The sequence below is a fragment of the Lentibacillus kapialis genome (assembly GCF_014646635.1).
Classification (GTDB): domain Bacteria; phylum Bacillota; class Bacilli; order Bacillales; family Amphibacillaceae; genus Lentibacillus; species Lentibacillus kapialis.
On the sequence record NZ_BMNQ01000046.1, the window covers coordinates 16,278 to 30,306 of the forward strand.

Annotated in this window: 11 protein-coding genes; all 11 read left to right on the forward strand. The window is 41.6% G+C overall.

The features are described from left to right. The first annotated feature begins 93 nt into the window (after positions 1-93). The 11 genes from IEW67_RS18210 to IEW67_RS13460 all read left to right on the forward strand — a co-directional run bounded on the left by IEW67_RS18210 (position 94) and on the right by IEW67_RS13460 (position 13,847). On the forward strand, positions 94-516 hold the full coding sequence (locus IEW67_RS18210) for a ComF family protein (RefSeq protein WP_229671849.1): 423 nt from the start codon (positions 94-96) through the stop codon (positions 514-516). Between the two features lie 255 nt (positions 517-771). After that, the gene (hpf, locus tag IEW67_RS13415) at positions 772-1,329 is read left to right on the forward strand and encodes a ribosome hibernation-promoting factor, HPF/YfiA family (RefSeq protein WP_188633591.1); all 558 of its coding nucleotides are present in this window, start codon (positions 772-774) and stop codon (positions 1,327-1,329) included. Between the two features lie 452 nt (positions 1,330-1,781). Then, positions 1,782-1,937 carry a hypothetical protein gene (locus IEW67_RS13420; protein ID WP_188633592.1) on the forward strand — a complete coding sequence of 52 codons (156 nt, stop codon included), beginning with the start codon at positions 1,782-1,784 and terminating at the stop codon, positions 1,935-1,937. Positions 1,938-2,315: 378 nt separating this feature from the next. Continuing rightward, the gene (secA, locus tag IEW67_RS13425) at positions 2,316-4,832 is read left to right on the forward strand and encodes a preprotein translocase subunit SecA (RefSeq protein ID WP_188633593.1); all 2,517 of its coding nucleotides are present in this window, start codon (positions 2,316-2,318) and stop codon (positions 4,830-4,832) included. A gap of 83 nt (positions 4,833-4,915) precedes the next feature. After that, positions 4,916-6,017 (forward strand): peptide chain release factor 2 gene (gene prfB / locus IEW67_RS13430; RefSeq protein ID WP_188633594.1). Its coding sequence is split into 2 segments (ribosomal slippage): positions 4,916-4,987 and positions 4,989-6,017, totalling 1,101 coding nucleotides; the frame shifts between segments, so codons are not numbered across the junction. Between the two features lie 230 nt (positions 6,018-6,247). After that, the gene (gene cccB / locus IEW67_RS13435) at positions 6,248-6,595 is read left to right on the forward strand and encodes a cytochrome c551 (RefSeq protein WP_188633595.1); all 348 of its coding nucleotides are present in this window, start codon (positions 6,248-6,250) and stop codon (positions 6,593-6,595) included. A 1,045-nt stretch (positions 6,596-7,640) separates the two neighbouring features. Then, positions 7,641-8,327, forward strand: coding sequence for a cell division ATP-binding protein FtsE (gene ftsE / locus IEW67_RS13440; RefSeq protein WP_188633596.1), 687 nt, complete (start codon positions 7,641-7,643; stop codon positions 8,325-8,327). Next, positions 8,317-9,210 carry a permease-like cell division protein FtsX gene (ftsX, locus tag IEW67_RS13445; protein ID WP_188633597.1) on the forward strand — a complete coding sequence of 298 codons (894 nt, stop codon included), beginning with the start codon at positions 8,317-8,319 and terminating at the stop codon, positions 9,208-9,210. Before ftsE ends, ftsX begins: the two co-directional genes overlap by 11 nt. 212 nt (positions 9,211-9,422) lie before the next feature. After that, positions 9,423-10,892 (forward strand): murein hydrolase activator EnvC family protein, encoded by a 1,470-nt coding sequence (locus IEW67_RS13450; protein WP_188633598.1) that lies wholly within the window; start codon positions 9,423-9,425, stop codon positions 10,890-10,892. Between the two features lie 171 nt (positions 10,893-11,063). Continuing rightward, positions 11,064-12,521: a S41 family peptidase gene (locus IEW67_RS13455; protein ID WP_308430736.1), complete on the forward strand. Its 1,458-nt coding sequence runs from the start codon at positions 11,064-11,066 to the stop codon at positions 12,519-12,521. A 135-nt stretch (positions 12,522-12,656) separates the two neighbouring features. Further along, on the forward strand, positions 12,657-13,847 hold the full coding sequence (locus tag IEW67_RS13460) for a PDZ domain-containing protein (protein ID WP_229671848.1): 1,191 nt from the start codon (positions 12,657-12,659) through the stop codon (positions 13,845-13,847). Positions 13,848-14,029 lie beyond the last annotated feature (182 nt).

A 14,029-nucleotide genomic window follows, 5' to 3' on the forward strand; every position in this document is an offset into this window, starting at 1 on the left:
TCTGACTGCAGATGGTGGAAGCTCCACGCACTACAGGAAGATCCTCTGATATGTAATCACTCTGTTTTTGCTTATAATGAAAGAATGCAGGACATGATCTCAAAATGGAAATACCGCGGTGATTACTGTCTCGGAAAAGCATTTGCAAGGGATTACTACAATGCTTTTAACCATAACTTGTCATTTATGGCCTCAGGAACGATTGCGGTGCCCATTCCATTAAGTAAAGAGCGCATGGCGGAGCGCGGCTTCAACCAAGCTAAAATGCTGGCTGATTTTCTACCGCTGAAATCGGAAGAGAAACTGACACGCACCCACCATGAGAAACAATCCAAGAAAACACGCCGGGAACGTGTCACTTCTTCCAACCCTTTCCACGTGACTGCTGCAATCAACGCCCCAGTTCTTCTTGTCGATGATATCTATACGACCGGGACGACGCTAAGACATGCAGCATATGTGCTGAAGAAGCATGGCTGTCCAGCTGTTTATGCTCTGACATTAATCCGCGGTTAAGCGATTGAACACATATGTCAAATTGAAATATATTTCCAGATTAGCAAAAATCGACAAAAACTAGAACGCCACTCTAATTTTTTTAAAGGAAAAATTTAAATTTATTGAAATCTCTCTATTGGGCTTGTGACGCCTTTTTGCGGATTGAATAAATAACTTGCAACACTTTTTAATAATTTATTTACCTGTTTTAGCAGGAAAAATAGGCGGGAATGTAGTATAATAGATACATAAGATGAAAGGAGGACACTTTCTATGAATTACAACATTCGTGGTGAAAACATTGAGGTGACCGGAGCGATTCGGGATTATGTCGAAAAGAAAATCGGCAAATTGGCAAGATACTTTGACACACCGCCATCATCGGATGTAAATGTTAACTTGAGTGTCTATAACGATGAACAACGGATTGAGGTTACGATTCCAATGCCAAATTTGCTCCTCAGAGCGGAAGTGCATCATATCGATTTATATGCATCCATTGATTTAGTAGTGGATAAATTGGAACGTCAAATCCGCAAATACAAAACGAAAGTGAATCGTAAATTTAGACAAGAAGGTTCTCCGAAACACATATTTGCTGAACTTGAAAAAGAAGCACAATTGGAAAATGCACAAGAGGAAACGGATGATGTGGAAATTGTCCGTAAAAAACAATTTGATTTAAAACCAATGGATTCAGAAGAAGCAGTATTGCAGATGGATATGCTAGGGCATGCATTCTATGTGTTTACCAATGCTGTTTCCGGTACTACAAATGTTGTATACCGCCGAAAAGATGGGAAATACGGATTGATTGAACCCAACAGTTAACCAAATAAATTGGAGCAATTTCATTTCAGCGGGGAGATTCATCCTGCTGAGGTGATTGAATGATCACGAGGGCGATTCTTTAGAGAGAATCGCCCTCTAATGTTATAAGCACGAAGAATGTTTTGCTCATATGCTTTGTTTTAACGTCAGAAAGTATAAATGATGGATGACCTTATAAGAAAAGCTTCGGCATTCGCTATAAGACGAGGCGAATGCCGAGTTTGTCTAAAATCTTTTGCCAATGTCGGATTTTGTCGTGCGAAAGACCAAAAGTGGTTTTTATGTTTAAAAATAGTCAAACTTTCCGGTGATTAAAATAAAAACATGTCGAAATGTGTGGTTTGGATAGATAATTATGTCGAATACTTAACCAAAATTCAAAAATGGCAATTCGCCTTTTTGTACCCTGTCGTGCTATAACTGGATCATACAAGATGAAAGGAAGTGCTTATGTGGATGATTTCAAGTATGATGAGCTGGACCGGAAAATCCGGCAGCTTGAGGAAACCATTGCTCAATTGGTCGAAATCATAGCTGTTACCAATCGGCGCCTTTCAGAATTGGACAAGAAACAGGAGGGTCCAACACATACTTATTCATTTACGTAAGCCCTCCTTTTGTATCCTCAATCTTGCCTCTTCTCTGCCTCATGTAAGGAACAGTTCATCCCCGAACTGTTCTTTATTTTTTGGCAGTTAAGAAAGTATAAATTATGGAAGACTTTATAAGAGAATCGTTATAAGTCGAGGCGAATGCCGATTTTTCCTAAACTGACCGACTTTCAAAATTGACGGAATCCTTTTTGACAGACGACGCTGAGAATCCCTGTTCCAGCCTTTTGAATCAGTTGTCATACGATTTGAGATGCGTTATTATAAGTAATGGACTACAATAAGCAACCAAATTTTCCAATTAAATGTTATCGGGGTTATACTGGCGTGTATGATCGCTGGGCCCGTTGTTAAATAATATGAGGAGCGTTTTACATGGCAGGGTTACTGACAAAAATTTTTGGTGACGGCAACAAGAAACAGCTGAATAAAATACAACGAAAAGTTGATCAGATTGAAGCCTTGGAAACAGACATAGAGCGGTTGTCAGATGACGACCTCAGCAAGAAAACCGAGGAATTCAAGGAACGATATGCGAACGGTGAGTCATTGGATGATATGCTTGTGGAAGCATATGCTGTTGTACGTGAGGGGGCTAAACGCGTATTAGGCTTGCGTCCCTTCCCTGTTCAGCTATCGGGTGCAATTACACTGCATGAGGGCAATATTGCGGAAATGAAGACAGGTGAAGGTAAAACACTTGCGTCCACTATGCCTGCTTATTTAAACGCTATTTCCGGACATGGTGTCCACATCATTACTGTCAATGATTATTTGGCTGACCGTGACGCAAAGGACATGGGAGAGTTGTACAACTTCCTGGGTCTTACAGTCGGTTTTAACGGGAACGGGATGACAAAAGAAGAAAAGCGTGAAGCGTACAACTGTGATATAACGTATGGTACGAATAATGAGTTCGGTTTTGACTATCTACGTGATAATATGGTGCTGTATAAAGAGCAGATGGTGCAGCGGTCACTCCCTTTTGCCATCATTGATGAGGTCGACTCGATTCTGATTGATGAGGCACGGACACCGCTGATTATTTCAGGATCAGCACAAAAATCGGCATCCATGTATCAGCAAGCGAACGGCTTTGTACGAACGTTGAACCGTGAGACGGATTATACGTACGATGAAAAAACAAAAGGGGTTCAATTGACTGAAGAAGGGATTAATAAAGCGGAGCGTTATTTCAGTATTGAAAACCTGTTTGATTTAAATCATGTCACGTTAACGCATCATATTAATCAGGCGCTGAAAGCCCATGTATCAATGCATCGTGACACAGATTACGTGGTGCAAGAAGGTGAAGTAATCATTGTCGATCAGTTCACAGGACGCTTGATGAAAGGACGCCGTTACAGCGATGGTCTTCATCAGGCAATCGAAGCTAAGGAAGGTCTGCAGATTCAAAACGAAAGCATGACACTTGCTTCAATTACATTCCAGAACTTTTTCCGAATGTATGAAAAACTTGCCGGCATGACTGGTACTGCGAAAACAGAGGAAGAAGAATTCCGTAATATTTACAATATGGATGTCATTGCCATTCCGACGAATGAACCGATAATCCGTGATGACAAGTCAGATATGATTTATAAATCTGTCGAAGGAAAATTCCGCGCTGTCGCAGAGGATATTAAAGAACGCCACCAGGCTGGACAACCTGTACTGGTTGGCACGGTTGCAGTCGAAACCTCGGAGTTGATTTCCAAAATGCTGAAAAAAGCAGGGGTTCCGCATAATGTATTAAACGCAAAAAATCATTACCGTGAAGCCGAAATTATTGAAAACGCCGGACAGAAGGGTGCGGTTACAATTGCCACAAACATGGCCGGCCGCGGTACAGACATTAAGCTGGGCGACGGTGTGCAGGAACGGGGTGGTCTTGCTGTTATCGGTACTGAACGTCATGAATCACGTCGGATTGATAACCAGCTGCGAGGACGTTCAGGACGCCAGGGCGATCCGGGTATGTCTCAATTCTATTTATCCATGGAAGATGAGTTGATGCGGCGCTTCGGCTCTGAAAACATGCGTTCGATGATGGACCGTCTAGGTATGGACGATACCCAGCCAATTGAAAGCAAAATGGTGTCACGTGCTGTAGAGTCTGCACAAAAACGAGTTGAAGGTAATAATTTTGATGCACGTAAGACAGTGTTGTCATATGACGACGTACTGCGCCAACAGCGCGAAATCATTTATAAGCAACGTTTTGACGTGATTGAAGCAACTGAAGATTTGCGGGAAATTGTCGAGGGCATGATCAAGTCGACACTGGAACGCGTTGTCGGTGCGAATACACAGGATGAACTTGATGAAAATTGGGAACTTAATTCGATTATCGAGTATGTTCACGGCAACCTGTTAAATCCTGATGATATATCAGTTGATGATATTAAAGGTAAGGAACCGGACGAAATCATTGACTATATTTTTGAGAAAGTGAAAACACGCTACGATGAGAAAGAACAGGAATTGACGCCTGAACAAATGCGTGAATTTGAAAAAGTCATTGTATTACGTACGGTTGATACGAAATGGATGGATCATATCGACCAGATGGATCAACTGCGTCAAGGTATTCATCTGCGGGCTTACGGTCAAAATGATCCGTTGCAGGAATACCAGGCGGAAGGTTTCCAGATGTTTGAGGAAATGGTTGTTGAGATTGAAGAAGAGGTTGCCAAGTATGTCATGAAAGCCGAGATACGTGACAACCTGCAGCGTCAGGAAGTCGTTAAAGACACGCAAGCGGTATCCGGTGGTGATCAGGAAGAAAAGAAAAAGAGCCGGAAACCTTACGTGAAGACCGAAACAGTCGGCCGGAATGAGCCGTGCCCATGCGGTAGTGGAAAAAAATACAAACACTGCCACGGTGCATAATCACACCGTATACGTGGAACACTCCCGAATCAACGGGAGTGTTTTCGCTGATAAGTTTAAATTATTTTTTGAGGTGAGAGAATATGGAACTTGCTGAAATTGGAAATGAACTGGAAACGATGACCAAACGAATTAATGACTTCAGGGGGTCTCTTTGACTTAGATGTCAAACGGGAACGCATCAAGGAACTGGAGCTTGAAATGGCAGATCCGGCCTTCTGGGAGGATCAGGAGAAAGCGCAAAAATTAATCGATGAAAATAATAGTCTGAAGACATACGTAGAGGGGTTTGACTCGCTGGAAAGCAGTCTCGAAAACCTTGAAGTGTCTTATGAACTTGTTAAAGAAGAAAACGATCAAGAATTATTCGCTGATCTTGAAGAAGACTTAACAGCATTGCAGAAAGAGATGAATCATTTCGAACTATTGATGCTATTGAGTGAGCCATATGATCAGAATAATGCTATTCTCGAATTGCATCCTGGTGCTGGTGGCACCGAATCTCAGGATTGGGCAAGTATCCTTTTGCGGATGTATCAGCGCTGGGCTGAAAGAAAAAACTTTACAATTGAAACATTGGATTATCTGCCCGGTGATGAAGCGGGAGTCAAAAGTGTTACATTGTGGGTTAAAGGTCATAATGCATATGGTTATTTAAAGGCGGAAAAAGGTGTGCACAGGCTGGTGCGTATATCCCCGTTCGATTCTTCAGGACGTCGTCATACATCATTTGCATCATGTGATGTCACACCTGAAATGGATGATAATGTGGATGTTGAGATAAAGAATGAAGATATCAATATTGACACCTATCGCGCGAGCGGTGCGGGAGGTCAGCATGTCAATACGACGGATTCAGCGGTGCGTATTACACACCTGCCGACAAACATTATTGTGACCTGCCAGTCAGAGCGCTCGCAAATTCAAAATCGCGAGCGGGCTATGAAGATGTTGCGGTCCAAATTGTACCAACAGGAACTGGAACGTCAGCAACAGGAGCTTGATCAAATACGTGGTGAGCAGCGGGAAATCGGCTGGGGAAGTCAAATTCGTTCGTACGTTTTTCACCCTTATACTATGGTAAAAGATCATCGTACAAATTTTGAAGTAGGCAACGCACAAGGTGTCGTTGACGGAAACCTTGATCCATTTATCGATGCTTATTTACGTTCTTTGATACAATGAGACGTCATAACAACGAGGCTTTGTCCCGTTGATTGTTCGTACGTATTTTCAGCACTTGTATGAGTCATGAAACGTTCATAAATTTGACAAATATTTCCCCGGCTCCCGCACTGCACGATATATTGTGCCTCTGAGCCTGAAAAATAACGGGTTTATTGTTTTAATTTTTGGGTAATGAGTTATAATAAATATGATAACCTTTTTACAAAATAATGTTAGGGGGATTTAACATGAAAAAATGGTTATGGACAATGTTGTTCGGTACAGCGCTTGTGCTCGGCGCTTGTGGCGGCGGAGGAGATAACGGCGGTGATGGCGGCGACTCTTCCGGAAGTGATGGTGGGGATACCTCCGAAGCAGGAGCAGCTGAAGAACTTTTTCAAAATAACTGCGCTTCATGCCACGGACAGGATCTTTCCGGCGGAGCAGGCCCTGACTTGACTTCTGTCGGTGCTGATCACTCTGCTGACGACATTGTTAACATTATTAAAAACGGCAAAGGACAAATGCCGGCCCAGAGTCAAGTTTCAGATGAGGACGCACAAACGATTGCCTCATGGTTAGCCGAAAAGAAATAACCGGAAAAGTTTGGTCTATGATGATTGATAGACCAAACTTTTTTTAACGTCAGAAAGTATAAATTATGGATGACCTTATAAGAAGCTTCGGCATTCGCTATAAGACAAGGCGAATGCTGAGTTTTTCTTAAATTTTGGTTTTCGTTCAAGATGCAGTGCTATTGGATTGGCTCAAGTTCACAATTTGTTCGCTTTTTTCCAGTCAAAATGACACCCAAACTTGCTAATATGGTCATTCACGAAATTTAATAAAGGATTTTGATTTGAAAACGAAAACAGCTCATCGGCGGGCTTTAGCTGACCATAGCTTACTGATCGGTAAGTATATCAATAACAGGGAAGCATGATGTTTTTTAAATAACGTCAGAAAGTTTATTCTGAAAGACCTTATCGCCCCGAGGGAGAAAATATCACCACGGGAGAGAGTATCTCCCTCGAACATCCCCGAAATTTCGCGAACATCTCTCGTATCCGCCAACATATAAAAAACGGCTTGCCTATTACAAGGGAGAGCCGGTTAACCATACGCTAGCTCATGCAATTTTTAGCCTTCCTTAACCGGTAGCGGATTATCCGTAGCCATTTCATTTTTCTTATTTTTTACATAATTTGCATCAATACTACTGAATGTTACAGGATTGTGTTTAAAGTGATTAAATTGAAATGAATTGAAATGAAAATGTAATGTTATAAACATAAAATTCGTGCTGAAAAATGTTATAATAGATAAAAATTACATACATTAACTCGTTTTAAGAAAGAGGGTAAGTCTTTTTTATAACGTCAGAAAGTATAAATTATGGATGACCTTATAAGAAAAGTTGCGGCATTCGCTATAAAGCGAGGCGAATGGCGAGTTTTTCTAAAAGGCTGAAAAAGATATTAGTGGATAGGGCATTTTATTGCCGAAAATTCCCGAATCAGCCTGAATAAACTCCGTCGCCGGAAAAAGGGGAGCTCTTTCCTTATTTTTCCGGCACCGATTTGTGCAAGGAAACTTACAACTGAGATAAAAGCAGCATTACGGAATAAAGGTGATATTCAAATGATTAATATGAAGGATGTTTACAAGACTTATGCCAATGGTGTTTCTGCCCTTAATGGAATTGATATAGATATTGATCAGGGTGAATTTGTATATGTCGTCGGGCCAAGCGGTGCGGGCAAATCAACGTTTATAAGGCTTATCTATCGTGAAGTGAGGCCCACAACTGGAACAGTCATCATTGATGATACGGATTTAAGTACTTTAAAAAAGAGAAAAGTTCCTTTCTTACGACGTAATGTAGGCGTCATTTTTCAGGATTTTAAACTGCTCCCAAAACTGTCAGTCTATGAAAATATTGCATTTGCGCTCGAGGTTATTGAAGAGTCGCCCCGCAATATCCGCAAACGTGTCATGGATGTGCTTGAGCTGGTTGGTCTTAAAAATAAAGCACGCTTCATTCCGGATGAATTATCAGGAGGAGAGCAGCAGCGCGTATCAATCGCACGTGCTATTGTAAACTATCCTAAGATTGTCATTGCGGACGAACCGACCGGGAATCTAGATCCTGACACATCATGGGGGATCATGCGGATTTTTGAAGAAATTAATGCGAAAGGTACAACCCTTGTCATGGCCACCCACAACAAAGAAATTGTCAATACGGTAAAAAAACGTGTCATTGCCATTGAAGATGGCTTGATCTTCCGTGACGAACACAGAGGTGATTACGGCTATGAAGCTTAGGACAACAAAACGCCATCTCCGGGAAGGCATTAAAAATATTTTCCGGAATGGTTGGATGACAGTAGCATCAGTTGGTGCAGTGACCACGACGTTGCTTCTGGTGGGAGCTTTTCTTGCGTTAATGCTGAATCTTAATTATATGGCAAACGGTTTGGAAGAAGATGTCGAGATTAAAGCATTAATTGACCTTACAGCAGAAGAGGAACAAATTCAGGAGCTTGGAACGACCATTAAGCAAATAGAAGGGACCAAAAGCGTTGAATTTACTTCCAAGGATGAGCAGCTTGAGCACCTGATTGACGATATGGGCAAAGAAGGGTCAACTTGGCAGATGTTTGAACAGGATAATCCATTGAGTCACGCCTATATTGTTAAGGCGGCAGAGCCAAGTGAAACACAAGCTCTGGCGAACCAGATCAGCCAATTGGACGGTATTCAGGAAGTTAACTACGGGCAGGATGTTATTCGCCGGCTGTTCCAATTCAATGACTATGCACGTAATATCGGGCTTGTACTGATTGCTGCTTTAGTCTTTACAGCTATATTCCTTATTTCAAATACGATTAAACTCACAATTATGGCACGAAGCAGAGAAATTGGAATTATGAAGCTTGTCGGAGCTACAAACGGCTTCATCCGCTGGCCATTTTTTATTGAAGGGATGCTGCACGGGATCTTAGGGGCCATCGTACCAATCACTGCAGTATTAACAGGCTATTATTATTTGGACAACAACTTGAAAGATCAAATTAGCTATGCCTTTGTTAAACTGTTGCCATTTAACCCGTTTGCTTGGCAGCTCGCACTCGTTATTCTGGTTATAGGAACATTCATCGGCATATGGGGAAGTGTTATGAGTGTTCGCAAATTCTTGAAAGTGTAAGTATGAATTGTTTTTCGATTTGCTTTCAACCCAAGGAGCGGGGAGAGCTCCTTGGACAATAACAGGGCTGAACATCTCTCATAGAACCTGAGATAATGCCTGCTAAAATTGAATGTCGACATTGATGATAAACGACAAGGTGATTTAAAACCAAAATGACATATTAATCTTAAAATCTATTGGACTAGACATAGCGGAGAGGGGAAACGAGAATGAAAAAATTTATTTCTTATTTACTTATCGGATTAATGGTTCTTAGTACAGGTTTTGCAAATTTACATAAAGTATCTGCTCAATCCACTGATAACTTAGAACAAAAGATTGAAAATAAAAAGAATAAACAAGAAGAAATACAAAAAGAAAAATCCGAGCTGAAAGATAATAAAAAGAATACAGAAGAAAAAATCGAGAAGAACCGGAATAAACAGGATTCCGTGAATAGCGAAATCACAACTATCGATGGAAAGCTGACAAATACCAGAGAAAAGATTAGTACAAAAGAGAATGAAATAGCTGACACTAATGCGCAGCTTGATAAGTTGGACAATCAAATTGATGAACTCCATGCACAGATTGAAACATTAAAAGAAGAAATACAAGAGTTGAAAGAGCGGATTAAAAAACGGGAAAAGCTCCTTAAAGATCGTCTGCGTGCTATTCAGTCAAACGGCGGAAGCATGAAATACATAGAAGTTATTTTCGGTGCGAAAAGTTTTAGTGATTTAATCAGCAGATCTTCGGCAGTTAATGAGATAATGGATCAGGACAAAGATATTATGGAAACTCACAAACGGGAGAAGCAGGAAGTCGAGAATAAGCAAGCTGAAGTGAAAAACAAGAAAAAAAATGTTGAACAAAAGAAAGCTGAAGTAGAAGATAAGAAAGCTTCCCTTAACAATCAAAAACAAGAACTTGAGTCATTGAAGTCGGAATTGGATGACCAAATGAGTGAAAAAGAAAATCTGCTTGGCGAACTTGAAGAGAAAGAAGGCGAACTTGAGAATCACAAAGTAAGTTTGGAAGATGAACAGGAAATACTTCGTAAACAAGAAGCAGCCAATCAAAAAGCTATTGAGCTCGCCAAACAAGAAAAAGAAAAACTTGAACAGCTTGCTAAAGAAAGGCAACGGGAAAAAGAGAGAAAAGCGAACAATAATTCCAATAGCGATTCCAGCAGTAGTTCGAGCAGCAGTTCGAACAACAGCTCGAGCAACAGTTCAAGCGACGATTCCGGTTCGACTGCAACACCTCAGTCCAGTTCAAGCGGCGGCGGAACATTCAGCTCACCGGTTCCGGGTGCAGGTCTCACATCGGGATATGGACCACGTGGAGGCAGTTTTCATGCCGGTGTTGATTTCGGGGTTGGAATAGGTACATCAGTGGGTGCTGCTGCTTCAGGTGTTGTTATCTCAACACATACAGAGTATGATGGCACGATGAATGGTTATGGAAATGCTGTGTTGGTTTCCCATTCGATTAATGGAATCTCTTATACAACATTATATGCCCATTTGAGCGGTATTTCTGTGTCAGCCGGTCAGACAGTCAGTGGTGGTCAGACAATTGGATCCAGTGGAAATACAGGGCGATCCACGGGCCCCCATTTGCATTTTGAAATTCACAAGGGCGGCTGGAACGCTTCAAAAAGTAACGCAGTTAATCCAATGGGTTATCTGAACTAACCATAAAAATGAATACATGTCATTGCATTTTGCCGGCATACACTATATTATTAAAGGCATCGCACATTTTCGGTGTGATGCCTTTTTCTCAATGAAAAACGGCTCATCGATTATCATCCTTCGACATATGATATGAACAAACAACCAGCAAATTTAAGTTGGGGTGAAATAATGAATATGAAAAAGAGATATATTACACTTCTTTTAGTGGCTGCACTTCTTTTGGGGTTTGCAGGTGCATTTCTGGGGGTGAAGCTGGCACAGCCTGATCAGTCACCGGCCGGCGATCAGCAGGCGTCGGTTGATACATCCGGCGAGATCAGCAGTCAACCGCCGGAAAACATGCAAAAAGTTGTACAAACCTATAATTTAATAAAAAAACATTACTTAGAAGATATTGAAGACAAGCAGTTAATTGAAGGCGCCATTAAGGGAATGGTGACGTCATTGGATGATCCCTACAGTTCTTATATGGATGTCGAGACGATGCAGCAATTTAATGAAACAATTGAATCGTCATTCGAAGGGATCGGTGCTGAAGTCTCCATGGTGAACGAAAAAGTAACCATTGTTTCACCGATTAAAGATTCGCCCGCCGAAAAAGCAGGACTTCGGCCGAATGACCAGATATTGAGTGTTGATGGAGAAAGTGTTGCCGGATTGAGTTTGAACGAAGCAGTAGAAAAAATACGCGGTAAAAAAGGTTCCGAAGTTGTCCTTGAAATTCAGCGCTCCGGTGTTTCAGAACCATTTGACGTAACTATTGAGCGTGATGACATCCCGGTGGAAACTGTTTATTCTGAAGTGAAATCCATCGATGGAAAGAAAACGGGAGTCATCGAGATAACATCCTTTGCGGAAAATACTGCCGAGCATTTCAATAAGCAGCTGAAATCACTGGAAAAGAAAAATATAGAGGGCTTAGTCATTGATGTGCGCGGCAACCCGGGTGGTGTATTATCCTCTGTGGAAGGTATACTGAAAAACTTCATTCCGAAAGATATTCCATACGTTCAAATTGAGAAACAGAACGGTGAAGCGGATAAATCCTATTCCAATCTGAGCGAGAAAAAACCCTATCCAATCAGTGTGCTGATTAACGAAGGTAGTGCATCTGCTTCAGAAATTTTGGCTGTAGCTATGAAGGAAGTCGGGTATGATGTTGTCGGTACAAAAAGCTTCGGCAAAGGAACTGTTCAGCAGGCAGTCCCGGTTGGTGACGATGGAAGCAGAGTCAAATTAACATTTTTCAAATGGCTTTCACCCAAAGGCAACTGGATACATGAAAAGGGTGTTAAGCCGACTGTAAAAGTTAAACAGCCTGAATATTATTTTACAAATCCTGTACAAGTAGAAGAGCCTCTCACATATGACGAAACAGGTGACAGTGTTAAAAGTATACAGGTGATGCTGAAAGGCTTAGGCTACAATCCGGGGCGTACAGACGGCTACTTCAGTAAAGATACCAAGGCAGCTGTCGAAAACTTTCAGGCAGATCATGATTTGAAGGTGAATGGTAAAGTGAATGAAAAAACGGCGGGTACAGCCGAAACCAGTGTTGTAGAACGAATTCGTAACGGTCAAGATGATAAGCAAATGACAAATGCACTTGATGCATTATATGAATGAAGATGTCCGCGGGTTATTCTCGCGGTTTTCTTTTCATAACATGCAGGAGATATTCGACAAATCCCGAATATAATCTAAAGACAAGTTTGTTCAATAACGAAATGTTGGACAAGTTGCATAAAATAATAGAAGGTGATGAATGTGGTACAAACCTGGCTTATGGAACTGGCTTCCGGAATAGGAAAATTTTTCTTAAACCCTCTTGTTTATTGGACACTTTTTCTATCAATGGTTGTTGGCTATAAGCGAATTAAGAAAGAACGTCAACATTTTGGTTTGAAAATTTTTGATATCTTTTCCGAATGGAAGAACACATGGCCGCTATCCATCATATTCGGTGTTGTTATATCCATGATAACGATAGGAGCAGGCTTGGTAGTCTCAAAAGACACGATTATACTGCTTGCAGTGGTGACCATCCTGCTCAGTTTGTCAATGCGTTTGACGTTGCTGTCACCTGTTTACACCATTGGAATAACATTCTTGTTATTGTTGCTGGCACCAGTTGTACTTGAAAATCAGTCATTTATCACTATGGATTTATTGAATGGAGCTAATTTTACTGGGCTGAGCTTGCTGTTTGCCTTATTAATCGTGGCCGAAGCGTTTCTTTTAAAGCGGCATAACCGGAACGGAACTTTTCCAGATATGGAGCTTGGGCGCCGTGGCACATGGATTGGTATACATCATATTAAAAAGATGACCCTTATTCCTTTTTTCGTTCTTATTCCATCAGGTCCGCTTACGTCTATCGCTTCTTTTTGGCCATATATTTCAGTAGGAGATGACAGCTACAGTTTGGTGCTTGTTCCATTTTTAATGGGTTTTGACCACACTGTACGAAGTGAATTACCTGAGAAAGCTGTGAACCGCTTAGCGTACCCGCTTCGAATATTAGGTCTGGCAGTTTTGCTGCTTTCAGCCGGAAGTATGTTTATCGGATGGTTAGCACTTGCAGCAATTGTTACCGGTATTATTGGACGGGAATTTATCAACTTTAAACACCGAAGATTCGATCAAAGTAAAGCGCCATTTTTCACTCAGAATGCAAGAGGAATTCAGGTGTTGGCTGTGGTTCCGGGGACACCTGCCGACCGTCTGGGAATATTGGTTGGTGAAACGATTACTAAGGTTAATGGCAAGAAAATAGACCGGGTTGAACAATTTTATTATGCTTTGCAGGATAGCGGAGCGTTTTTTAAGTTGCAAATACGCGGTGATAATGGTGAGGTCCGCTTTGTGCAAAGCGCTCTTTATGAGGAGGACCATCATGAGTTGGGGATCATAACAGCAGTCGGACACTTGAGGGAAAGTCAGCTTGCTTAATTCATTTTATGGTTTTGTTAAACGGCAGGAAGGTGCCTATCGTAACCTTCCTGCCGTTTTTAGTGCGCCGGGCATGTGCTATGTCTAGGGAGTGAAAGTCTCCTGCGGGCTTGGTAGTAGGAACCGCTAGCCAAAGACAAGGGTGTCCACTGCGAGGTGGAATCGGAAGGAAGTCGGCGGCA

Bases quoted from the DNA above. Each gene is read 5' to 3' on its own strand.
- IEW67_RS18210 (WP_229671849.1), top strand. From the start codon at position 94: ATGATCTCAAAATGGAAATACCGCGGTGATTACTGTCTCGGAAAAGCA.
- hpf (WP_188633591.1), top strand. From the start codon at position 772: ATGAATTACAACATTCGTGGTGAAAACATTGAGGTGACCGGAGCGATT.
- secA (WP_188633593.1), top strand. From the start codon at position 2,316: ATGGCAGGGTTACTGACAAAAATTTTTGGTGACGGCAACAAGAAACAG.
- cccB (WP_188633595.1), top strand. From the start codon at position 6,248: ATGAAAAAATGGTTATGGACAATGTTGTTCGGTACAGCGCTTGTGCTC.
- ftsE (WP_188633596.1), top strand. From the start codon at position 7,641: ATGATTAATATGAAGGATGTTTACAAGACTTATGCCAATGGTGTTTCT.
- ftsX (WP_188633597.1), top strand. From the start codon at position 8,317: ATGAAGCTTAGGACAACAAAACGCCATCTCCGGGAAGGCATTAAAAAT.
- IEW67_RS13450 (WP_188633598.1), top strand. From the start codon at position 9,423: ATGAAAAAATTTATTTCTTATTTACTTATCGGATTAATGGTTCTTAGT.
- IEW67_RS13455 (WP_308430736.1), top strand. From the start codon at position 11,064: ATGAATATGAAAAAGAGATATATTACACTTCTTTTAGTGGCTGCACTT.
- IEW67_RS13460 (WP_229671848.1), top strand. From the start codon at position 12,657: ATGAATGTGGTACAAACCTGGCTTATGGAACTGGCTTCCGGAATAGGA.